We start from the raw sequence: 21,018 nt of genomic DNA, 5'->3' as shown, positions 1-21,018 counted from the left end.
GCATGGCAGTTGAAACCATCCTGAAACAGCCTGCCGAAGTGCGCCGCTACCCTCTCCGGGTGGCGGCGTTGCCTTTGCCTACGGCGGTGGAAAACGTGAGCGTAGACTCGCGCGGGCTTGTGCCCGGATCGGCATTGATGACGGCCTCGGCCGAGATCGAGGCGGGCGCGGTGTTTGTCGATCTTGCCGGTGGCACTGATGGCGAACATTATTTGGTGACGGTGCGCGTCAGCAATGCAGCGGCCGAGATTGCCGAGGCCGAACTGGACGTGACCGTGATCGACGGCGCATGGGCGATGCCCGATGGCGGTGCCGGCTACGTTACCATCATGGATTTTGTCGCCCGCGTCGGCCTGCCCGAGGTGATCCGCGCCACCGATGGGATTGGTGACGGCCGGATCGACCGAGTTATGCTGGTCAACGCCCTGATCGATGCGCAGGCGCTGGTCGATACCTATTTCGCCTCGCGCTATGTGGTGCCGCTGCTCGATCCGCCGCTGATCGTCAAAAAACTGGTGACGGATCTGGCCCGCGCGGCGCTCTATCCCAGTGGTGCGCCTGACGGCGTGGCCGAACAGGCCAAGGCAACGACCCGCCTGCTGGAGCGCATCCAGTCCGGCGCGCTGCAACTGCCTTTGGCCACGCCCCCCACGCCCGCCGTGTCGGAAAATCCGATCCTGATCGCGCCGGGGCGCCGCGCCTATCCCGATGGCCTGCGGGGCTACTGATGAGCGGGATCGGCTACACCATCGAACTGGACAGCGCCGAACTGGACGCGATGATCGCCCGCGCCATCAATGAGGCCGCCGATATGCGCCGCCCGATGGGCGAGATTGCGGGGGAATGGCTCGATCACGTTCATGAGAGGTTTGACCAGGAGAAAGACCCGCTCGGCGTTCCCTGGGCCAAGCGCCGCGACAATGTCGATCCAGAGCGCAAGGTGCTGCATCTGACCGGCGCGCTGGAAACCCAGATCGTGCCGGATTTCGGGTCTGACTATGCGCAGGTCGGCCTGCTGCCGTCAGGCGGTCCCGGCAAATATGGCCGCATTCACAATGAAGGGGGCGTGATCCGCCCCAAGGAAAAAGCCGCCCTGTCTTTCGGCGGGCGTGTTGTCGCGCAGGTTGTCATGCCCAAGCGCCAGTTCCTCGGTTTCGGCCCGGTCGAGCAGGAGACGGTTGAGGATGTGATGGGCAACTGGCTGCGCGGCCTGTTTGGAGCCAGCACAGCATGATCGCTTTTGAACCTACGATTGCCCGGCTCAAGGATGCCGGTTTTGCCCATGTCGAGGGTCTCCTCGAAATGGCGGCCCTGACCGAACCGCCGCGTGTCAGCCCGGCGCTGTTTATCGTGCCGGAGCGGAGCGCTGCATCGCCCAATCAATATGGCGCGGGTGCCATCGACCAGAAGGTGACCGAGACTTTTACGGTCGTGATCACACTGGAGGCGGTGCGACGCGTCGGGGGAACATCCGAAGCGCTGCAGGAGAACGCCAAGAAGGTGATGGATGCGCTGCTGGGTTGGAAGCACCCGGAGGCCGCAAAACCCTGCGAATTCGCAGGCGAGCGTCTGATGTCCCTGCAGGGAAGGCAGGTCTCATGGGGGATGTCGTTTAGCACTTCTCGGCACATCAGGAAGGTAAGTCAATGACGAAAAACAAGGCGGTACAGGAGGTTCAGGGTGAGGCGACCCAGCCGCGCCCGACCGATGCAGCCGGGCGTGAACTGGATGGTTTTGGCCTGCCGCTGAATGGCCCGGCGCGTGTTGGCATGCTGCTCGAATTGGGCCTCCCTGACCCGAATGTGGACCCTGCGGCGTGGGATGCGCTGGGGGCTGCTGCGGTGAAACCTGCCGACGCCACCGGCTCGGCCAGTGTGGAGAGCAAAAATGGTTGATTGGGTGGCGGTGGTCCTCGCGAAAAAAGAAACGACTTATGGCACCGATGCCGTGCCGACTGTGCTGCTGAATGGCGTGATGACCCGCAATTATCAGGGCAAGCCGGTCGATGTCGATCAGGTGGACCGCAATCTGGACAGCCCCACCTATGGCGCGCAGCCCGGTATGCCCAGCAATGAGCGGCGCACCTTTTCCTATGAGGTGGAAATTGCTGGTTCGGGCACTGCGGGCACTGCCCCAGCATGGATGGAATTGCTGGAAGGTTGCGGCATGGCGGCGCCCGCGCTGACCGCTATGACCGATGCCAAACAGGTGTTCGCGGCACCGGGCACTATGTCTTCGCTCAGCCACTATGATTTCCTGTCGGATCAGCGGCGCAAGGCGCTTGGCTGCGTCGGCACGTTCTCTATGGATTTCTCGGCCGGGGCCTATCCCTTCATTTCGCTCAACTGGACCGGCCTTGTTCCCGCCGCGACCCCGTTTGACAAGGCGGCGCCCGGCGCGGTCACGCTGACCCGCTGGCAAGATCCGCTTGAGGTCAATGATGCCAACACCGATTTCACGCTTGATGGCTATGCCGCCAAGATGAAGTCGTGGAAAATTGACGGTGGCGTGTCGGTGGCCATGCGCAATCTGGTGGGCAGTCGTTCGGTGCGCCGTGGCAATCACTCGACCAAATCGACGGTTGTGATCGAAGCGGTGGACGTGGCGACCAAGGATTACATCTCCACGCTGCGCAATGGTTCGCTGATCGCCGTGGATCTGACCCATGGCACGGTGGCTGGCAACATTGTCGAGGTGTCCGCCACCAAGGCGCAGATCACCAACATCACCGAGAGCAAGGAGAACGACATCGTCATGTGGACGGTCGAATTGCTCCACACGATCAGCGGCGGCGCGGCCGACCTGCAGATCACCGCGAAATAACCACCCCGGAGAGGGGCAATTGAGCGCGATGCTGGCTGTCTGGGGCTGGCTGAAGCGCAAGCCCCGCATGACAGCAGGCGGGGCCAAGACACCCGCCTGCACCCATTTGGAGATTGCCCATGTTTCGTATCGTCAATGAGCGCCTCGCATGGTGGCCTGTCACGTTCCCCGGTGTGTCCGAGGACGGCTCTGTGATCGAGAACCGGATCGAGTTGCGCTTCCGTATTCTGGACGATGATGAATTCCCGGATTTTCTGGTCAAGCTGACCGATGTGGCGGCGATGGCCAATCCGGCTATCGCTGATGCTGCAGCGTCCGGTGAAGCGCCGCCCGCCCCCAGCGTTTTAGCGGCCCGGCTGCTCTCCCCGATTGTGCGCGACTGGCGCGGCGTGGCCGCCGAAAATGGCGAAGCCTTGTCCTTTAGCGAGGACACCTTCCGCCTCCTGCTCCGCCAGCCGGGCGTCTCTGGCGCGGTAGGTCGGGCCTACATCAATTGCCGCAACGCCACGCCTGAGGTTCGGGCGGGAAACTGAAAGCCGCCGCGCGCGCTTGGATCACCGGGCGCGGCGGCGCCACGCGCAGGACGTCTGATCCAATGACCCAAGCTGCCATCATGCCCGAATGGATGCAAAAGCGTCTGGCTGGCACCGTGGCGGCGCCGGGCGAGATTGAAATCTGCCCCGATGAATATGGTGCGTTCAGCCTGTTTATCGCGCTGGGCACCCAATGGCGCTGGTGCGCCATGTCCGGCCGCCGCCTTGGGCTGGATTACAATGTCATCCCCAACACAGCCAAGATGATGGGCACGGAAATGACCCCGGCGCTGTTCCGCGATCTGCGGGTGATGGAGCATGCCGCGCTCGATGCGCTGGCTGAGAGGCAAGCAAAATGAGTGGCGGCAATGTTGTCGAAATCGGCGTCCGCGTCAAAATGGACGGCAGCGGCTTTGTCGGCCAGATGCAGGGTATGCGCGGTGAACTGGCGGGTATGGCCACGGCCAATCAGGCCGCCGCCGCCTCGGCCGGGGCGCTGACGGCCGCCACCGCCGCTACCGCCGCTGCCAATGACGAACTGGTGCAGGCTTTCCGCCAGTCCAACGCTGCACTGCAGACGGCGATGCAGGCCATCATTGCCAACACGGCGGCCACCAATCAAGGCATTGGTGCGCTGGTGGCAGGCGCCACGGCCTCGCGCGAGCGCGCGGATGCCGCCAACAATCAGGCCGCAGCGGAGCGAAACGCCGCCGCCGCCGCCAATGACAATGCCGAGGCCCTGCGCAAGGCGGTTACCGAAGCACAGCAATATGCCAGCATGGCGGCGCAACTGCGCTCTGCCATCGATCCGATGTATGCCGCGCAGCAGCGTTTCAACCAGCAGTTGGACGCGGCGGAACTCCTGCTGGAAAAGGGCGTCATCACAGAGCGGGAGTATGCCTCCGCGCTATCTATGGCGCGCCAGCAGCTGCAGGATCATGCCAAGTCCATCGCGGGCAATAATAGCGCCCTGAACGAAAACGTGGCCGCCAATAATCGGGCGGCGGCGGCTCTTGCCAATGGCGGTGTCTCGCTTGGACAGGCCCGAGCGGGCTATATCAACCTCGGCCGCCAGATGCAGGACGTGGCCGTGATGGCCCAAGGCGGTATGAGCCTTGGTTCTATCATCTCGACCCAAGGCGGCCAGATTGCTGATGCTGTGGCGCAGATGGGCGGTCGTTTCGCGAGCGTCGCCTCGTTCCTTGCTGGGCCTTGGGGTGCGGCAGTGTTTGTTGGCACCAGCATACTGGCCAATCTGGCAGCGACCATGCTGGAAACGGAAGGTGCCGCTGGCAAGGCAGAAAATAAGGCCTATGATTTTGCGGTCGGTCTCGACCTCGTAAAGCTCAAGAGCAGCGAAGCCGCCAACGCCATGAAGCAGTTGGCCGATGCGACCAAGGCTGCAATCAAGGTGCAGGGCGATTTTCTGGCCGTCATGGGGCAGACTGCTAATGCATCAGTTACCATTCTGGAAAAACGGATTGCCGATAATCAGGCGGCGGTCAAAGCTATCCAGTCTAACTGGCTCAGCTTGTCTAACCTTAACCCCGGCGTTGCCATCTGGAATTACCGCCAGATTGGCCAGTTGAATGACCAGATCGCTGAGGATCAAAAGGCGCTGGCTGATGCCAGGGTAGCGCAGACCAATGCTGAGTTGGCGACATCTCAGCGCAAAGTCACCAGTGAGTTGGACGCTGCTACCGCTGCAACCAATCGTTACAATGAGGCGGTGGGTAAGCTGGAAGCGCGCTACAAGGCGAGCAAAGCTGATCCGGTAGGCACCGCGCTGGCAGGCACCTATGTGTCGCAAGCTGACTATGAAAAGGAATTTCGCACTGCCACCATGGCGCGGGACAAAGCGCTAGAGGCTGCCCGCGAAGCCAAAAAGAAGCATCCCGATCACAGCGCGGCCCTCGCCAATTTCAGCGATGGCGCCGAAACGCGCATCTCCAATATCACCGATCAGTTTTCCGATCTGCCGCCTGCGGTAGAGCGCGCAAATAAGGCCCTGCGCGATCTCGATAACCTCATTGCTGATGTAGAGCGCAAGGGCGCGAAATTGGGTGACGGCCCCAAGCTGATTGCCGAGGCGACAGCCGCTAAGGCCAAGGTGCGGGCAGATCTTAGCCGAACCCTGATCGAGCAGATCGAGACGATTGGCGCCCCCTATTCGACCGCCCCGGCCGGGCAGGACAAGACTGTCAAATCGCTGTCCGAAATCGGCAAGATTGTTGATTACGTGACCGCCCATAGCGGTGACATTATCAACAGCGACAAGATCCTCGCTGATGCGGCAATGGCCAAGGCCGCAATTGAGGATAGCCTCAACAAGCCGTTTCAGGATTACCTCAAAGCACAGGCAGAACAGGCCGCGATCAATAAGCTGATCGTTGGCGGACGGCAGGATGAAGCCGACGCGCTGCGCGTCATTCTGGACCTCCAGAAAAAGCAACAGCCGCTGTCCGAAGGTCAGGCCGCGCAGGTTCTGGAAATCGTGCGGAACAACCAGTTGAACGCGCGCGTTTTGCGTGATCAGCAGGCTCTTATCCAAGCCAATGTTTCCGCCGCGACCAATATGCGGACGGCCCTTAACGAAGCGGTTGCGGAAACGCTGAAAGGGCGCGGGTCTTTCGACAAGATCCTGTCCTCTATCAGCAACAGCTACGTCAACATCATGTCGCAGCGGATTGTCGAAAGCTTGTTCGGCAACAGCCTGCGCGCATTTGAAGACGAGGCCACGCGCAATTTCCGCGCGGCGACCGAAGCCAGCGGCGACGCAATCCTGCGTCTGGGCGATGCGGCCGCTGCGGCGGCGGGGCGCATGGGCGGCGGCAAGGTGGGGACACCTGTCGGTCTTTCGGGCATTGATCCCGTGGCGCAGCTTTTTGACAGTGTGCTGGGCAAAAAGGCATCCAATGACAATGGCGTGCCGGTTACGACCGGCAAAGACATTGTGGTGGACGGTCGTCGCTCTAAAAACAGCGATGTCGCAGGGGTCGCCAGCCCTCTTCTCAGCCTCACCAATTCGCTGTTTCGCGGGCTTGGGATCAACATTCCTGACAGCCTGTTGAAGGGCCTGAAACCCCTTTTCACCAAGCTTGAAACCGCGCTGCCGGATGCGGTTCAGGGCGCGATGCTGGGCGGGACGGCCTCGCGCCTGGTCAATGGCTCCGGCTCCTCGTCCCTTGGCGGCAGCATCGGCGGTGCAGTCGGGCAGGAACTCGGCAAGAAGTTTCTGCCCGGTGCGTTCGAGGCGATCTCGAAGGGGCTGGGATCGAGCCTCGGCAGCTTTGCCGGGCCGCTGGGGAGCATCGTGGGCGGCGTCGTGGGCGGCATGCTTGGCGGCCTGTTCACCCCTACGAAGGCGGGCACCACGGTTATCACCGGGGCGAACAAGGCCAGCACGACTGCCAGCACGCAGGAGGTCAGCGCCGGGCTGACCAATATGGGCAATTCCATCACCTCTGCGCTGGAGGCGGTGGCCAACAAGTTCAACACGACGGTTGGCGATTTCTCGGTCAGCATCGGCCAATACAAGGACTATTTCCGGGTCTCGGCCTCGGGCAGTTCGCGGGTTGGGGACAAGTATTACCCCAACACCGCAGGGTCGGACATCCTTTATGATGGCACCGATCAGGCGACCGCCACCCTGATTGCCATTCAAAATGCCATTGCAGATGGCGCCGTCAGGGGCCTCTCAAAGGCCGTTCAGAAGGCGCTCAGCAGTTCGTCCAACATTGAGAGCGCGGTGAATGAAGCGCTCAAGGTGCAGGAGGTGGAACTCGCCATCGGTGGCATCGGCGCGCAGCTGCAAAAGGCTTTCCGCGAGGATGAGCAGACGGCGCAGGAGCGCCTGCGGATCGCCAAGCAGTACGGCTTCGATATGGTCGCGACCGAAAAGGTCAATGCCGAGGCCCGCGCCGCGCTGACCAAGAAGCTGTTGGAGGATCAGGTCGGATCGCTCCAGCAGATCCTAGATGAAATGTCGTCGGGCGCCTTGTTTGAAGGTTCGGCCGTCGATCAGCGCGCGGCAATTCTGGCCAAGATCACCACGGCCAAGGCTGATGTGGCGGCGGGCAAGGATGGCGCGTCGGACACGCTGGCCAAGCTGCTCGAACAACTCAACACGGTCAGCAAAGAGGCGTTCGGCACGACGGCGCAATATCAGGCCGACCGCGCGATGATTGCCGACGTGGCCCGCGATGCGATCACGGCCGCCAACCAGCGGATCAGCGATGCCGCCGCCATGGCCACCGCGCAGGCGCAGACGAACAGCGCGCTGGACGAGGCCAACGATCAGCTTTCGCGGATGGCTGCGCTGTTGGGGATGACGGTCGATTACCTCAAGCAGATGGTTGATCAGGGGTATATCTCCACGTCGGCTCTCGCTGATCTGGCGAAGACTTCCTGATGGCGGCGCAGCTGATCCTTGTCGAAGCCAGCCCACGGCAGGCCAGCGACGGCGCCGCCCGCACCGTGCGGCTTGCGGGCGGCGGCGCGGCCTATCCCTATTATTATGCTGGTGGGCACTGGATGGCAGGCATCACAGGCGCACCGACGATCATCACCAGCCTGACGTTCGACGGCACCGATCTTGGCTCGGGCGGCGTACCGCAGGCAGCCGAGATCGTGTGGGGCACAACCAACCGCGCCGATCTGGCCGATCTGGCCGGGCTGGTGTGGGCGGACGCACCGATTACCGTCCGCATCGGGCCGGAGGGAAGCCTGCCGCCCATCGCGCTCTCGGGCAAGGTTTTGACCGCCACGGTCGAGGATGGCGGCAAGCTGAAAATCGCCATGGCCGATCCTGCGGCCGACCTGAAAAAGCCGCTGCTGACGGCGCGGTGGGGCGGCACGGGCGGCCTTGATGGCCCGGCCGATTGGGCGGGCACGATCAAGCGCCGGATCTGGGGCCGCGTGTTCAACGTGCAGGGCGAGCCGCTGGATGCGGTCCACAACATCTATTCCTTCGCCGATCCGCTGCGCCACCTTCAGGCCATTACGGCCGTGCGCGACAAGGGCGCGGCCGGGCCTCTCACGGTGCTGGCATGGGCGGGCACGGCCGAGGCAACTTTCGCCGCACTTCAGGCGGCGGCTGTGCCTGCCGGTGGCGGGATTGTCTGCCCTTCGCTGGCCTGCGTCCGCTGGTGGACGCAGCCTGCCGGAGACCTGACGGCCGACATCGAGGGCGAGACCGAAGGCGGTTATGTCGAGACGGCGGCGGGGATTGCCTCGCGCCTTGTCGCGGCAGTGGATGGCCCGGCGTTTGCCGCTGGCACGATTGCCTCGGCCGACGCGGATCGACCGGCGCCGGTCGGCTGGATCGCGGCGGATGAAAGCACCACGGTTGCCGCCATGCTCGATCAACTGCTCGGCTCGGTTTCGATCCTGTGGGCGCTCAATGCGGCGGGCCAGATCGAACTGCGGCGCTGGGCTTGGGGCGCTTCGGCCCTGTCGGTTAAGAGCCATGCGGTAACGCGCAGCGCCTCCTATCGCCCGGTCTCTTCGCGCCGCCTCGGCTATCGGCGCAACGAGCATAAGATGGCGCGCGGATCGCTGGCGGCCATTGTCCTGGTCAGCGATGTTGCCTTTGATGATGGCTCCGGTCTAGCCGAAACCTTGGGCGATATTGCCACGGCCGCCAGTGATGCCGCCAGTGCGGCCGCCACCGCGCAGGCCGCCGCCAATCTGGCCAATGCTGGCCTTGCCGATATCGCGGCCGACAATGTGCTGACGCCCGGCGAAAAGCCGCAGGTTGTGCTCAATTACAATGTGCTGGTGACTGAGCAATCCGGCATCGACGGGCAGGCGGCGGCCTATGGCATCACGACCGAGCGCATGGCCTATGACAATGCGCTGACGGCTCTGCTCTCCTATCTGTCGGGCCTCACCACGCCCTATCTGTGGTCCAATCTGACCGGCAATACCGATATCGTCGGCCCCACCTTTCGGGGCAAGTTTGCCGATGTCTATTCGGCCCGTCAGATCCTGCTCAATGCGATCAGCGCCAAGGCAAAGGTATTGGCGGACAATGCGCAGGCCGACGCATCGGCGGCGGCCAGCGCTGCGGCCAGCGCTGGAGCGCAGGCAGCGGCCGCGCTGGCATCGGCCAATGCCGCCAATGCGGCTATTGCCGAAATTGCCTCCGACAACATCCTTGCGGCGGGCGAAAAGCCGCAGATTATAGTGGATCGCTATGTCTTGGAGGCCGAGCGTTCGGGCATCAACGCGCAGGCAACGATCTATGGCATTGGGTCGGAAAAGACGGCCTACAATAATGCGCTGGACGCACTGTCCATTTATCTCTCCAGCCTGACATCTCCCGTCCCTTGGGATTATCTCAGCGGCCCTACAACTATTGATGGCCCTACGTTCCGGGGCAAGTTTGCCGATTGCTATACGACCCGGCAGGCGCTGCTCAATGCAATCAGCGCCAAGGCAAAGGCCTTGGCCGATGGCGCCGCGACCACGGCGACATGGGGCGGTATCAGCGGCGGAGGCGGAAGGCCCTCGGGCAGCGATGTTGCCGGTACGGTCAAGTCGGGTGGTGGTGTGGCCGATGGCCAAGTCAACACTGGGGCCGTTATATCCAATGCCATCTCAGCACCTCTACAGGCCAGCACAAGCTGGACGATTGCATGGTCTGGGGATCTTGCTTGGCATAATGCTGCATCTGTTACGGTCAGTCCTGCCGGGTCATCATCGGTTTTCGTCATCATCGCCGTTGTGCGCGGTACTGCTGAGCAATCCGGCTTTCCCGCAGTGCTGAATTTGCGGATTGATAACGCTGGCGTTGGGGTGCCTCTCATTCCCTTCGATGCGTCATACGGAACCACCATTACGATGTCGGCCCTTGTCGGAGGCCTGACGGGCGCAACAACCTTCACAATTCAAGGGCAAGCGACCGGCGCCGGTTACAACAACCGCATTTTCCAGAGCCAATTGGTCATAGTGGAGCTTAAAAAGTGATGCTCTTTGCTGTGCATAGGCAAAGTGATGGCCGGGTTATTCGGGTCGGCAGTTGCCCGGATGCGGACCACGTCACTTTGCAGGCGCAGTCTGGCGAGGTCGCCATAGCTGATGCGCCTGAGTTCGTAATCGCAGACGGTTTGTGGCGCTGGACGGGTGATGCATTTGTCAGGGATGATCCGCCATCGCCGTCTTTGGCTGAGGTTTGGCAAGAAATCAGGTATCAAAGAGATAAGCGGCTGTTGGCCAGCGACTGGACGCAGCTTCCCGATGTGCCTGAGGCGACACGCGCCGCATGGGTGGTCTATCGGCAGGCCCTGCGCGATCTCACGGAAGCCGCCAGTCCGGCCGATGTGATCTGGCCTGTGCCGCCCACGGCCGGGGAACCGGCATGACGACGGTCGATCCGCTCTATGCCCAATGGCTCCAGTCTGCGGCGCTCTACACTTTGCGCGAAGATGCCGCCTTGGCGTCCCGTTGGGGAAGCACAGCCGAGCGGGCGGAGCGTGTAACCACCATTGTCAACCGCGCCGATGCGGAGGCCGAGGCAGATCGTCATCTCGCATTTCTGGGCGGCCCGCTGGTGGTCGATGTCCATACGCTGGCGGGCCAGTTCGCGGCCTGTCTCGGGCGGGTCATCACCATCACGATTGACCAGCTGGGCTATGACGCGGGCGTCGATGTGTTTGTGATCGGCGCGGAGGATAACCGCGCCACCGGCCTCTCCAAGGTCACTGTGTTGAGGAGGCTCTGATGGCCAATATGCTGATGCTGCGCCCCGTCGATATCGTGGCCATTGCGGCCTCGCGCGGTTCAGGCGTGGCCAATCTGCTCAGGCCTTCTCCGAAAGAGGTCTGGGTCGATAACGCGGTCGGTACGGCCGCAACCATTGATGTCGATTTCGGCTCGATGGTGGTGATTGACTCTGTGTTCCTTGGCTCGATCATCGGCCCGGCGCTGGCGGCGCGCTGGACGATCTCGGGTGGCCTCGCTGGCTATGGCGAGATCACGATCAAGGCAGATGGCCCGCTGCGGGTGCCGGATCGGCCGGGCCGGTTTGCGCCCAATACCCACGCCTTCTGGCATGGCGATGAGCAGTTGGTGCGCTACATGCGCATCAGCCTGACGCAGCCCGTAGGCAGCGCGCCTTTGGCCATCGGCGTGATCATGGCCGGGGACGCATGGCAGCCGGCCTACAACCAAGAGTGGGGCGCCGGGCGCGGCGTCAAAGATACCGGCTCGGTGTCGCGGCTGCTGTCGGGTGACTTCGCCCTGGTCGAGGGTGCCCGCTACGGCACCTATAAATGGACGCTTGGCGACCTGACCGATGATGAGGCCGACTGGCTCCACGATCTGGCGATGGATCGCGGTGAAAGCCGGGTGGTGCTGGTGGTGGAAGACCCTGACTGGACACCCGGCCTGCGCGCCCGTCTCCATTATGGTCTGTTGACCGGATTGCGGCCCAATGAGCGGCGAAATCCCGCGCAGACGCGCTGGGATTGCCAGATCGAGGATTGGGCCAGCGCGGCCGACAGACCGATACCGCCGCAGTCCGGTTCGATCACAACCCTTGGCGGATCACCGCTGACGTTCGGCGGCGAAATCCTGACGATAGGAGTTTGAAATGACGAAGGCGCTTGAGAGCCTCGACGAAACTGATGCCGCAGCCTTTCGCGAAGTGTTGCGGCCCCACGTCATGGCGCTGGTTGGGAATATCGAACAGCGGCTGTTCATTGGCGGCCCGCCGCCTGAGTCCGCCGGTCCTTTTCTGTGGCTGGATCTGTCCGGCGGCGTCGTCACATTCTGGTTGGAGGACGGACAATAATGGTGATGCAAAACCTGCTTGCTGGCGTCGCCAGCGAAGACACGCTAGAGGCCGCCCGCCTGTTATTGGCGGATATCCGCACCGCATTGCAGAGGCCCAATTTTCAGGCCGCAGCCAGCACTCCGGTCTCCGGTTCTCGGACTACGTCCGGGGCTACCGCTGCCTTTACCCCGGAACCGGGTCGCGACATGCTGGTGCAGCTGACGGGCGACTGGGCAGGCTCTGTTCAGTTGGAGCGCTCTTTGGATGAGGGCGTAACATGGTGCGCAACCACGCTGAATAATTCTGCCTGGGCGCTTTACACGCGCAACGTCTCCGAAGCGCCTGTGACACCGTCCTCAACCTCCGAAAGGTTCCGCCTGAATGCCACGCTGGTCAGCGGCACGCTCAACTTTCTGATGAAGCAGTAAGGGGCGGATTATGGGCAAATTTCAGAATGGCTATGGGGCCGGGATCGACGCTGCCAGACCGTATGCCGAGACCGCGACCATTCCGGCCAATACTACCGGCATTGTTTACACCCTGCCGCGCAGGCTGGGCGATAACACGATCATCGGTCTGCTGACGAACGACAATGGCGTGACGCTCAACACCTCGACCGGCGCTGTCTCGTTGACCACAGCTGTTGGTTCTGGGGTCCAAAAGCATTTGGCCTTCACAGAGATTGCGCCAAGCGGCGCAGGCTATGTGCGGACGCTGACGCTGACCGCTGTGGGCATATCCATCGTAATCCCGCCCCTTGCTCTTTCTGCCGCCACAGTGCTGGAAAACTCAGCGCCCGGCACTGTGATCGGGGCCATCCTGAATGCCCCCGGCGAATCGTCTTACACGCTGCTCGACGGCGCGGGCGGCAAGGTAGCGTTGGACGGCGCCAATCTGGTATGCGGCGCCACCAATATCGACTACGAGGCGGCGACCAGCTTTCAGGTCACCGTGCAGGCCACCCACCCGAATGCACCCGATCCGCGCAATCAGACATTCACGATTAACGTGCAGAATGTGTACGAGCAGCCGAGTCTTTCGGCGCTGTCGCTTTCCGCCAGCACCTTTTATGTCGGCCGCCCTGCGACTGGCGCGATCCTTGGCGCAATTGCGGGCGAAGCGATTACCGCCGCTGACCTGCCCCTTGGCCTGACGATCAATGGGCCTGCACGTACATGGTCTTGGGATGGCACCGGCACGGTCGGTAATTTTGATGCCTCGCTGACGGGCAGTCTGGCCGACAGCCCCAACAGCCCGCGCACCAGCCCGCTCTCCCTGTCAGTGGGCAAGTATGTGCTTTCCTATCGCGTGATCGACGATTTCGAGACGCTGACCAACCGTTCTGCAACGAGCGGTACTTTTGCGCTGACCGCCACCGGGGCCATCCATGGCACCAACGCCATGCTGTTGACCGGCACCGGCAGCAATCCGCTGATGAACACGAACGCTTTCAACACCGAAGACCCGTCCTCGTGGGATCTGATCGCTATCTATGCGGATTTCGGCAACGACATTTACAATGCGGACATTCCATCGCTGCTTCCCTCGTTCACCATCGGCAGCACGTCTTACCGTTACGCCTTCGATGCGCTGACCGGCCAGCAGTATCAAGCCATCGGTCCCCATACTAAGGGCAAGCAATGGTTCGCCTTCAAGGCCAATCGTTTCCGGGCGAACGGCACATGGGCAGGCCAGAAGATGACCGAACTTACGGGCACGCAATCCAAGATGAGCCGTATCGACACGGGGGTGGCAACGGGCACCTGCGGGATGGGCAAGGTCACCGTTGACGCTATGGTACTTGTCGAGCGGCATAAGCCGAGCGTGATCCTGTCCTTCGACGACAATAACGGGCTACAATATACGGCGGGCTTCCCCATGCTCGCGGCGCGCGGGTTCAAGGGAACGATCTATTGCGCCCCCGGCCTTATCGATGCTCCGGGGCGACTCACAACCGCGCAGCTTATGGAGATGAAGGCGGCGGGGTGGGCGATGGCCTGTGACAGCGGCCCGAATGATGAACCGTTGACTTATTTCCCGACCGTTGAAGCCGCGACGGCCAATATGCAGTCCATCAAGGATTGGGTGACGGCGCGCTTTGGCGCGGAGGGCGCGCAGCATATGTGCTATTCCTACGCAGCGGGCTGGTATTACAGTACGACCGTGCAGTCCTACAGTGTGACCGCAAATGGGACGGACACGGTCACCACTTCAGGCGGTACTGCATGGGGATCATTCTATTATCCCGGCATGTATGTGACGGGTGCCAATGTCCCGGCGAACACCTTCGTCGTGAATTCTCCTACTGCTAACACCATCAAGCTGTCCAAGCCGATCCCTGCGGGTACGTTCACGCTCAATGGCATTGGGCGCCTGCGCGGGCAGACCGCAACCTGCGATGGATCGGCGGTTGTTACCATGTCCTCTACGGCTTTCCTGGTAGCGGGCATGGCGGTGTCTGGTGGCCCCAGCGTGCCCTCTGGGACGCGCATTCAGAGCGTGGATAGCTCGACCCAAATCACGGTGACGAATACCATCCCGGCCAGCGTTGGAAAGCTGAATTTCGATGTCGATACCGGCGCATTCTGGGGAACCAAGATGGAAGACGCGTTGATTGCCATCGGCATGAAGTCGGCGCGCTTCTCATTGGCTGGCGGCATCTATACTGGCTTTGGAATCGATCCAAACTTCGCAATGCACTTCCCCGGCTTCAACTACGAAGCGCTTACGGCAGACGCCCATATTGCGAAAATTCAGCAGCAGATCGACGCTTGCTCCGATGTCAATCTTTACCAACACCTCGGAGCTGCGCCTACCGACAGCTACGCCACATTTAACTCTGTCCTGGACTATCTCAAAGCGCGCCAAGACGCGGGTGAAGTCGATGTGGTGACCGTCAGTGAGTGGTGGACCAAGGTCCAGCAGCGCGGCGCGTTTGTCTGAAGCGCATCATTTTCGAGCCTTCTGAGAAGCAAATCGGCGGCCTCTCAGAAGGCTATTTCCGTGCTCTAAAAGCTTCTGTCCCTGATACCAAAAACTTGCGTCGAGCTACATTGGGTCTCTAATTGGCTACGGGCGGCGGGATGCCATGGCCCATGTTCCAGAGATGAATGCCCAGTACTGTAAGGCAATCGACCACCGCACAGGGGCCGCCCCATGTCCAAAGCACTTCTTGTCCTTGTAGATGGGTGTCGATCTCATACGCTGGCATTACCTGCCGCGCGGCGTAGCGTGAAATGTTGGCAGGATACTTCAGATGCCCGGTTTGCTTGTCTAAAACTGCAGGTTGGAAATTGAACCTATTTCCATGAGCTATGCCATTTCGCAGATGGCGGATTATCTCTGCCTCTGGTTCGTGGTTGAAATAGCCATGAGCGCCCAACGCATCTCCAACTTGAAGCAGGGCGCCGGTCAACCATACCCGATCAAAGTCCTCGACAGCCTCTACCTTGCGATTCTCGGCAAGATAGTAGTTAAACCACATCTCCATGTTATTTCCGTCGCGCCGGGGGATCCGGAGTATCGGCACGTTCTGGCCGTCTTCGATGGGTGGAGCAAACAGCTCAGCGCGGGGATCTCGTGCAACATACATCGCCGCCACGTGTGCGAAATAATGCGACGTCATCCTCTGAACGAGCTTAGCGACATCGACAGCTGACTGATTGACTATTGGATGGTCCATTGCCACTTCGTCGCGCAAATAGGCCAGTCGCGTCAAGCGCTCCCGATAAGCTGCATCATGCCCCTTTATGCCTCACGCCTTACGCCCGTGGTAGCGAAGAGAAATGGAATTCGTGCACTCGCTTTTTTAGGCTGATATGGCTAATTTTTGTCGCGGAATTTTTGTCGCGATTTTTTGGCGCGCTACACACCCTTAAGCGGCTGAGCTCTAAACGGCCATATTGGTGTACTCCCCCTGAAATTAGGAATGAAAATGGCAAAATTCTTAGAATCGAGCCACTTCCCAGGGAGCCCAGTTTTGGGAATTTTCCAACCGATTTAGAACCAAAAAGGCTACTCGACAGAAGGTCCCGCAGCAATTTCTAAGGCACAAGTCCAGACGCTATGAAGGCAGCTACGACACAATGCGTTCGATAAGAAATTTCTAATTGAATGCATTGGGCGATAAAGAATCTTTAGTTTGAGGCAATGAATACCCGAGCAAGAGGATCAACCCACGATAGCACGGTCATTTCAAGCACATGCACACCCTCAGTCGATTATAGCTACTGAGAAATTGGGTCATAAACCGCCCTCCCCCATATACCTGCGGACGAGAGGTCGATAGGGAGCGCGCCCCTCGGTGTCGCCACCATGAATGACAACCTCTCGATCCCGGATCCCTGTTTTCAATGCAATCTTCCAAGGCCGCAGCGCGTGGTAAACGTGCCGAACAAAAGCCTGCCGCTGCCTCATCGACCAATCGCCCCGGACCAAAGGCCGCGCCTGTAGTCGAGTTCCCCGAGCCACTGTTCACCGACTGGATTGAACCCGGCACCTTTCATGATGCGCTTGCCCTACACATGCAGCGCCATGGTGACAGCTGCTGGCAATTATGGCGCGGCATCATCCGGCCCGGAGACACATTGAACAGGCACACGATCCAGAACTGGGTCGCCGGCTCCCGCATCCCGCGCACGCTTTCCAGCCTGCAAATGCTCAATCGGATCGAGCATCGCTATCGCCTGCAAGAAGGGTATTTCCGCGCCATGCTGCCCCACCAGACCCGCGCACCGGGTGGACTGAAACTGAAGGGTGTTGCCGCATCGGAACAGCGCCGACTTGCCTGGCACCTGCCCGACGATTTCAACCTGCGCCCCTTGAAGGAGCGCAACGAGATCCTTGCCTGGGTGCGCGAACACATCTTGTCTGGCGCCACGGACTACCGCCGCTTTCAAGCCGCCGCGATGAAACAGCGCTACGCCATCCGCTTCCCTGCCCTGACTGGCCGCAGACCGACGGGAAATATCGCGCCCGATGGCGTCGATCCGGATTTGCTGGCCGCAGCAAGAGATGCCCCACCCAGGCTGGCCAAGGAAATGGCTGACCTGGTGCGTTTCAAGACCGCCACGCTCACTGCGATCGGCTTTCGCCGCAGCGGAGTGTGGAACGAGGAAACCTCGGCCCAGAAGATCGAGCATTTCGGGCTGATGTTCGGCGCGCTGGCTGCGGCGCCCAAAGGCGAAGTAGCGGGCTTCGGTGTGCCGCTTGGCGATCTCAGCTTCGGACTGCTGATCTTCCCAACGGTTTGGGACTGGTATGTCCAATGGCGTGAGCGGCGTCGCGGCTTCTACACTGGCTGGGAAGCGGACATGCTGCGTCTGATCGGCTCGCTGACGCGGCCCGAGACAGGCTGGATCCGCCAGACGCCGCGATTGGCGGAAAGGCTGTGCCCGATCCCCCATCTGATTTCGGCAGAGGAGATCGAGGCCGCGCGGCAGGATTGGAACGCCGCCTGCGACACCATCCATACCCATGTGCTTGCCCGTGCCCGCGAAATTGAGCGCGTGGCCCAGGTCCACCGTGATCCCTTCGAACCGATCCTGCCCATTCTTGAAGCTGAAAGCCCGGTCGGGGAATATCGCAAGATCACTGAGGAAATCCTGCGCACCTTGCCCGATGAGCGCCGCTATCCAAGGCAGACCGCCGAGGCGATCCGGTCCTTCCTGATGCTGCGTCTCGGGCTACACCTCGGCCTGCGGCAGAAGAACCTGCGGCAGTTGATGGTCTGCCTGCCCGGCAGGCCGCCCCGGACAGAACGACAATTGGAAAGTTTGAAGCGTGGCGAAATCCGCTGGAGCGAGCGCGTCGGTGGCTGGGAGGTCCTCATCCCTGCTGTTGCCTTCAAGAACGCGGATTCCTCGTTCTTCTCTGGCAGGCCATTCCGGCTCGTGCTGCCCGATCTGGGCGATCTCTATCGGCATCTGGCGGCCTATATCGAACGCCATCGTGCCGCCCTTCTGGCGGAAGCGGAAGACCCCGGCACGCTATTCGTCAAAACCGTGAAGGCAACAAGCCGCGATGCCGCCTATGACCAAAACACCTTTTACGAAGCCTGGCGCTTGGCCATCCAGCGCTATGGCATCTGGAACCCTTATACGGGGCGAGGCGTGATCAAGGGACTGCTGCCCCACGGCCCCCACAACATCCGCGACGTGTTGGCCACCCACATCCTGAAACAGACAGGCTCCTATGAGCAGGCCAGCTATGCCATTCAGGACACGCCGGAAATGGTTGCCAAGCACTATGGGCGGTTCTTCCCTCAGGACAAAGCAGCGTTGGCCGCAACCATCTTGAACCAGGTCTGGTTGGCAGCATGACCGCGCCACATTCTCCTGACGAGCGCCTCCCTGCGAGATGAAACCACCGAGCGAGCGAGGGCAAACCAGTCCGTTCATTCACATTTCGTTGCGAATATTTCGATTATGAGGTAAGGGATAAATCCAAGACGGAGAGCCTGCCATGACCCTACCTGCCCATTCCGAGCCTTTCGGTGGTCGTTTGCCCTCTGCCGATGATCGTCAGATCGCCAACCAATTGCGCCAAATTCTGGCGGCCCATAAAGCGGGCGATGCCACGTTGCGCTTGCAGGTGCCGGAGGAGCGTCAACCGGTCGAGATCACATTGACCCCTGCAATGTCTGACCTTCTGCTCGACGTTTTGCGCCATGTTGGCAGCGGCCATGCTGTTACGCTCGTGCCGATCCAGGAACTCCTGACCACGCAACAGGCTGCGGATTTGCTCAATGTCTCGCGTCCACATCTGATCAAGCTGCTCGAACAGCAGGCTATGCCGCATTCGCTGGTTGGCCGGCACCGGCGTGTGCGGGCCGAGGACGTGTTCGCATACAAGGCCAAGCGAGATGCGGAACGCGGTCAGGCACTTGATGATCTGATCGCAGGCGATGCCGATCTGATCTGACGCCCCAGCCATGTTTGCCAATAGATACACCGCCCTCGTCGATGCCTGTTCGCTGGTCAGCGTTTGGCGCCGCAATCTGCTTTTGAGCCTGGCGGAAGCCGAATTTTTCCGGCTGCGCTGGTCCCAAACCATTTTGGACGAGACAGAAAAGGCATTGGCTAAGCTTCACCACCAGCGAGGTAACTCGGACGGTGACGCCCGTGCACACAAGGCCATTGCAGCAATGACAAAGGCCTTTCCCGAGGCAATGGTCGAGGATTTTGCCCAACTACTGGCCAATCCTCTCGGACTGCCGGATCCAAACGACGAACACGTCATTGCGGCTGCGGTCAAAACTCAGGCTCAGGCAATCGTCACCGAGAACATCTCCGATTTTCCCGCCGATCTGCTGGACAGACTAAACCTCGAAGCCCGCACCGCTGATGAGTTCATTGCGGACACCATCGCGCTGGAGGAAGGCCTTGCCATCCCGGCGATCCGCAACATGCGCTTACGCCTCAAGCGGCCTGAGATGGACGCCAGCGACCTATTGCGATCATTCGAAGCCCATGGATTGTTCGAGACCGTCACCGTGCTGACCCAGCACAGCGGCTCGATCTGAACGCTGCTGCCCTCAGTCGCGGCGCTTCGTAAGACCGGGGCTTTGCCGCCGACTCTTTCGCCTCTATCGGTAAGCTGGAGCCAATATTGCCAGCAGGCTGTCGATTTTCACCGTGGCGACAGTCGAGAACGTGTCAGAGATGGCATAGGGCAGGATGATCCATGCACCGTGGCGCATCGCGCCGCAGGAATAGACAACATTGGGCACATAGCCCTCGCGCGTTGATTTTTCCGGCTGGACCAGCGGCAGGTGCGACCGGCCAAGCACGCGCGTGGGATCATCCTTGTCCAGCAGCACGGCGCCGATGGAATAGTGCCGCACAGGCCCGACGCCATGGGTCAGCAACAGCCACCCCTCATCCAGTTCGATCGGCGAGCCGCAATTGCCGATCTGTATGAACTCCCAAGGAAATTCCGGTGTGAGGATCGGTGTGCCAAGACCCCATTCCAGCAGATTGTCGGAATAGACCAGATGGAGGCTTTCATTGTCGTGACGCGCGATCATCGCATAGCGCCCTCCGATCCGCCTTGGGAACAGCGCCATGCCTTTGTTCACGGCAGCGGGACCCTTGAGCGGGGTCAGGCGGAAAGTCAGGAAGTCGCTGGTCTCGATGAGTTCCGATCGGATCGCCTGACCGCTGTAGGCCGTGTAGGTCGCGTAATAGGTCGTCTGCCCTTCCTCGATGAAGGGTACGAAGCGGGCATCCTCGATGCCATTGGCCTGCGCCTCGGTAACGGGGAAAATCACTCTTTCGGTGATGTCGCTGTCTGCCTCGAAGGCAAGGTCCAGCTTGTCGCCGACGCGCATGGTCACGCGGGGCAGGCTGGCGAGGCGGGTCGGGGGCTCGATCATCAGCGTGCCATCGGCCAGGAAAGTGCCGCAGCGGAAGGTGAGCGAGGAGATGTGCCCCTCGCCCACCGCCCGCAGCGACAGGATGAAGCGGATGGCGCCCGGTTCAACGCCGCTCTGGTTGGGGTGCGGCACAATGCTGGGGTTGAACAGGGCCGCCGCCTCAAAACTGTATTCGTGCAGGAAATAGGCCCCCACCAGTTGCAACTGGGTTGGGGTGAAACAGCAATGGCAGGAGAAGGCGTCCTCCATCTCCTGCGCGCGCTGCTCGAAAATGGCGGGCAGGTTGCGATGCCGATCATCGAAATTGTCGAAGGTTGCGGCCAGCACAGCCTCGGCCTCCGCCACGTCAAGCGCGAGGACGCGATCGACAATGTGGTTGGCTCGGGTCTTGTCCAGCGGGTTGTAATCGCGTGGCTCGACCGATGGGCGAAAGGCCCGCACCACCACGCGTGCAGGATCGGGCCGCAAATGCAGGGCATGGCGGTTGAGAAAAGAAGGATGGGGCATAGCGT

At 61.1% G+C, this 21,018-nt stretch carries 20 protein-coding genes; 18 read left to right on the top strand and 2 right to left on the bottom strand.

Going from position 1 to position 21,018, the window contains the following annotated elements:
- Positions 1-2 precede the first annotated feature (2 nt).
- The 15 genes from PQ467_RS05425 (at position 3) to PQ467_RS05355 (ending at position 15,075) form a co-directional block, all read left to right on the top strand.
- The gene (locus PQ467_RS05425) at positions 3-728 is read left to right on the top strand and encodes a DUF1320 domain-containing protein (RefSeq protein WP_274175524.1); all 726 of its coding nucleotides are present in this window, start codon (positions 3-5) and stop codon (positions 726-728) included.
- Complete coding sequence (locus tag PQ467_RS05420) at positions 728-1,234, top strand: phage virion morphogenesis protein (RefSeq protein ID WP_274175523.1); 507 nt, start codon at positions 728-730, stop codon at positions 1,232-1,234. The genes PQ467_RS05425 and PQ467_RS05420 overlap by 1 nt, the downstream gene beginning before the upstream one ends.
- Positions 1,231-1,650, top strand: a complete 420-nt coding sequence (locus tag PQ467_RS05415; protein WP_274175522.1) for a phage tail terminator protein — start codon at positions 1,231-1,233, stop codon at positions 1,648-1,650. Before PQ467_RS05420 ends, PQ467_RS05415 begins: the two co-directional genes overlap by 4 nt.
- Positions 1,647-1,895, top strand: a complete 249-nt coding sequence (locus PQ467_RS05410; protein WP_274175521.1) for a hypothetical protein — start codon at positions 1,647-1,649, stop codon at positions 1,893-1,895. Before PQ467_RS05415 ends, PQ467_RS05410 begins: the two co-directional genes overlap by 4 nt.
- On the top strand, positions 1,888-2,823 hold the full coding sequence (locus tag PQ467_RS05405; protein WP_274175520.1) for a phage tail tube protein: 936 nt from the start codon (positions 1,888-1,890) through the stop codon (positions 2,821-2,823). Before PQ467_RS05410 ends, PQ467_RS05405 begins: the two co-directional genes overlap by 8 nt.
- Positions 2,824-2,942: 119 nt before the next feature.
- Complete coding sequence (locus tag PQ467_RS05400; protein WP_274175519.1) at positions 2,943-3,356, top strand: hypothetical protein; 414 nt, start codon at positions 2,943-2,945, stop codon at positions 3,354-3,356.
- 62 nt (positions 3,357-3,418) lie between these two features.
- A complete protein-coding gene (locus PQ467_RS05395) occupies positions 3,419-3,715 on the top strand; it encodes a DUF1799 domain-containing protein (protein WP_274175518.1) in 297 nt (98 codons plus the stop codon).
- Positions 3,712-7,767, top strand: a complete 4,056-nt coding sequence (locus tag PQ467_RS05390; protein WP_274175517.1) for a phage tail length tape measure family protein — start codon at positions 3,712-3,714, stop codon at positions 7,765-7,767. Before PQ467_RS05395 ends, PQ467_RS05390 begins: the two co-directional genes overlap by 4 nt.
- On the top strand, positions 7,767-10,325 hold the full coding sequence (locus tag PQ467_RS05385; protein ID WP_274175516.1) for a hypothetical protein: 2,559 nt from the start codon (positions 7,767-7,769) through the stop codon (positions 10,323-10,325). Before PQ467_RS05390 ends, PQ467_RS05385 begins: the two co-directional genes overlap by 1 nt.
- Positions 10,325-10,720: a tail fiber assembly protein gene (locus PQ467_RS05380; RefSeq protein WP_274176095.1), complete on the top strand. Its 396-nt coding sequence runs from the start codon at positions 10,325-10,327 to the stop codon at positions 10,718-10,720. The genes PQ467_RS05385 and PQ467_RS05380 overlap by 1 nt, the downstream gene beginning before the upstream one ends.
- On the top strand, positions 10,717-11,079 hold the full coding sequence (locus tag PQ467_RS05375) for a hypothetical protein (RefSeq protein WP_274175515.1): 363 nt from the start codon (positions 10,717-10,719) through the stop codon (positions 11,077-11,079). Before PQ467_RS05380 ends, PQ467_RS05375 begins: the two co-directional genes overlap by 4 nt.
- Positions 11,079-11,948, top strand: a complete 870-nt coding sequence (locus tag PQ467_RS05370; protein ID WP_274175514.1) for a hypothetical protein — start codon at positions 11,079-11,081, stop codon at positions 11,946-11,948. The genes PQ467_RS05375 and PQ467_RS05370 overlap by 1 nt, the downstream gene beginning before the upstream one ends.
- A 1-nt stretch (position 11,949) precedes the next feature.
- Entirely contained in the window at positions 11,950-12,150 is a 201-nt protein-coding gene (locus tag PQ467_RS05365; RefSeq protein WP_274175513.1) for a hypothetical protein, read from the top strand.
- Positions 12,150-12,560 carry a hypothetical protein gene (locus tag PQ467_RS05360; protein ID WP_274175512.1) on the top strand — a complete coding sequence of 137 codons (411 nt, stop codon included), beginning with the start codon at positions 12,150-12,152 and terminating at the stop codon, positions 12,558-12,560. The genes PQ467_RS05365 and PQ467_RS05360 overlap by 1 nt, the downstream gene beginning before the upstream one ends.
- Before the next feature lie 10 nt (positions 12,561-12,570).
- Positions 12,571-15,075, top strand: a complete 2,505-nt coding sequence (locus PQ467_RS05355; RefSeq protein ID WP_274175511.1) for a hypothetical protein — start codon at positions 12,571-12,573, stop codon at positions 15,073-15,075.
- A gap of 118 nt (positions 15,076-15,193) precedes the next feature.
- On the opposite strand, the gene PQ467_RS05350 is transcribed toward PQ467_RS05355, so the two are convergent.
- Complete coding sequence (locus tag PQ467_RS05350; protein ID WP_274175510.1) at positions 15,194-15,850, bottom strand: hypothetical protein; 657 nt, start codon at positions 15,848-15,850, stop codon at positions 15,194-15,196.
- Between the two features lie 634 nt (positions 15,851-16,484).
- Between PQ467_RS05350 and PQ467_RS05345 the strand changes: the two genes are divergently transcribed.
- The 3 genes from PQ467_RS05345 (at position 16,485) to PQ467_RS05335 (ending at position 19,654) form a co-directional block, all read left to right on the top strand.
- The gene (locus PQ467_RS05345) at positions 16,485-18,452 is read left to right on the top strand and encodes a hypothetical protein (RefSeq protein ID WP_274175509.1); all 1,968 of its coding nucleotides are present in this window, start codon (positions 16,485-16,487) and stop codon (positions 18,450-18,452) included.
- A 142-nt stretch (positions 18,453-18,594) separates the two neighbouring features.
- Positions 18,595-19,053: an excisionase family DNA-binding protein gene (locus PQ467_RS05340; protein ID WP_008067866.1), complete on the top strand. Its 459-nt coding sequence runs from the start codon at positions 18,595-18,597 to the stop codon at positions 19,051-19,053.
- A 10-nt stretch (positions 19,054-19,063) separates the two neighbouring features.
- Positions 19,064-19,654, top strand: a complete 591-nt coding sequence (locus PQ467_RS05335; RefSeq protein ID WP_274175508.1) for a PIN domain-containing protein — start codon at positions 19,064-19,066, stop codon at positions 19,652-19,654.
- A 63-nt stretch (positions 19,655-19,717) separates the two neighbouring features.
- On the opposite strand, the gene PQ467_RS05330 is transcribed toward PQ467_RS05335, so the two are convergent.
- Positions 19,718-21,013: a glycoside hydrolase family 130 protein gene (locus tag PQ467_RS05330; protein WP_274175507.1), complete on the bottom strand. Its 1,296-nt coding sequence runs from the start codon at positions 21,011-21,013 to the stop codon at positions 19,718-19,720.
- Between the last annotated feature and the right edge of the window lie 5 nt (positions 21,014-21,018).

It is taken from the genome of Novosphingobium sp. KACC 22771 (genome assembly GCF_028736195.1).
Taxonomy (GTDB): domain Bacteria; phylum Pseudomonadota; class Alphaproteobacteria; order Sphingomonadales; family Sphingomonadaceae; genus Novosphingobium.
Note: the sequence above shows the minus strand (reverse complement) of the source record. Positions and strands in the feature narration are given on the sequence as shown.

What these genes read in the sequence shown, in the direction of transcription:
- PQ467_RS05395 (WP_274175518.1), top strand. Translation starts at nt 3,419, where the DNA reads ATGACCCAAGCTGCCATCATGCCCGAATGGATGCAAAAGCGTCTGGCT.
- PQ467_RS05375 (WP_274175515.1), top strand. Translation starts at nt 10,717, where the DNA reads ATGACGACGGTCGATCCGCTCTATGCCCAATGGCTCCAGTCTGCGGCG.
- PQ467_RS05345 (WP_274175509.1), top strand. Translation starts at nt 16,485, where the DNA reads ATGCAATCTTCCAAGGCCGCAGCGCGTGGTAAACGTGCCGAACAAAAG.
- PQ467_RS05400 (WP_274175519.1), top strand. Translation starts at nt 2,943, where the DNA reads ATGTTTCGTATCGTCAATGAGCGCCTCGCATGGTGGCCTGTCACGTTC.
- PQ467_RS05330 (WP_274175507.1), bottom strand. Translation starts at nt 21,013, where the DNA reads ATGCCCCATCCTTCTTTTCTCAACCGCCATGCCCTGCATTTGCGGCCC.
- PQ467_RS05390 (WP_274175517.1), top strand. Translation starts at nt 3,712, where the DNA reads ATGAGTGGCGGCAATGTTGTCGAAATCGGCGTCCGCGTCAAAATGGAC.
- PQ467_RS05355 (WP_274175511.1), top strand. Translation starts at nt 12,571, where the DNA reads ATGGGCAAATTTCAGAATGGCTATGGGGCCGGGATCGACGCTGCCAGA.
- PQ467_RS05335 (WP_274175508.1), top strand. Translation starts at nt 19,064, where the DNA reads ATGTTTGCCAATAGATACACCGCCCTCGTCGATGCCTGTTCGCTGGTC.
- PQ467_RS05340 (WP_008067866.1), top strand. Translation starts at nt 18,595, where the DNA reads ATGACCCTACCTGCCCATTCCGAGCCTTTCGGTGGTCGTTTGCCCTCT.
- PQ467_RS05415 (WP_274175522.1), top strand. Translation starts at nt 1,231, where the DNA reads ATGATCGCTTTTGAACCTACGATTGCCCGGCTCAAGGATGCCGGTTTT.
- PQ467_RS05370 (WP_274175514.1), top strand. Translation starts at nt 11,079, where the DNA reads ATGGCCAATATGCTGATGCTGCGCCCCGTCGATATCGTGGCCATTGCG.
- PQ467_RS05365 (WP_274175513.1), top strand. Translation starts at nt 11,950, where the DNA reads ATGACGAAGGCGCTTGAGAGCCTCGACGAAACTGATGCCGCAGCCTTT.
- PQ467_RS05405 (WP_274175520.1), top strand. Translation starts at nt 1,888, where the DNA reads ATGGTTGATTGGGTGGCGGTGGTCCTCGCGAAAAAAGAAACGACTTAT.
- PQ467_RS05420 (WP_274175523.1), top strand. Translation starts at nt 728, where the DNA reads ATGAGCGGGATCGGCTACACCATCGAACTGGACAGCGCCGAACTGGAC.
- PQ467_RS05425 (WP_274175524.1), top strand. Translation starts at nt 3, where the DNA reads ATGGCAGTTGAAACCATCCTGAAACAGCCTGCCGAAGTGCGCCGCTAC.
- PQ467_RS05360 (WP_274175512.1), top strand. Translation starts at nt 12,150, where the DNA reads ATGGTGATGCAAAACCTGCTTGCTGGCGTCGCCAGCGAAGACACGCTA.
- PQ467_RS05380 (WP_274176095.1), top strand. Translation starts at nt 10,325, where the DNA reads ATGCTCTTTGCTGTGCATAGGCAAAGTGATGGCCGGGTTATTCGGGTC.
- PQ467_RS05385 (WP_274175516.1), top strand. Translation starts at nt 7,767, where the DNA reads ATGGCGGCGCAGCTGATCCTTGTCGAAGCCAGCCCACGGCAGGCCAGC.
- PQ467_RS05410 (WP_274175521.1), top strand. Translation starts at nt 1,647, where the DNA reads ATGACGAAAAACAAGGCGGTACAGGAGGTTCAGGGTGAGGCGACCCAG.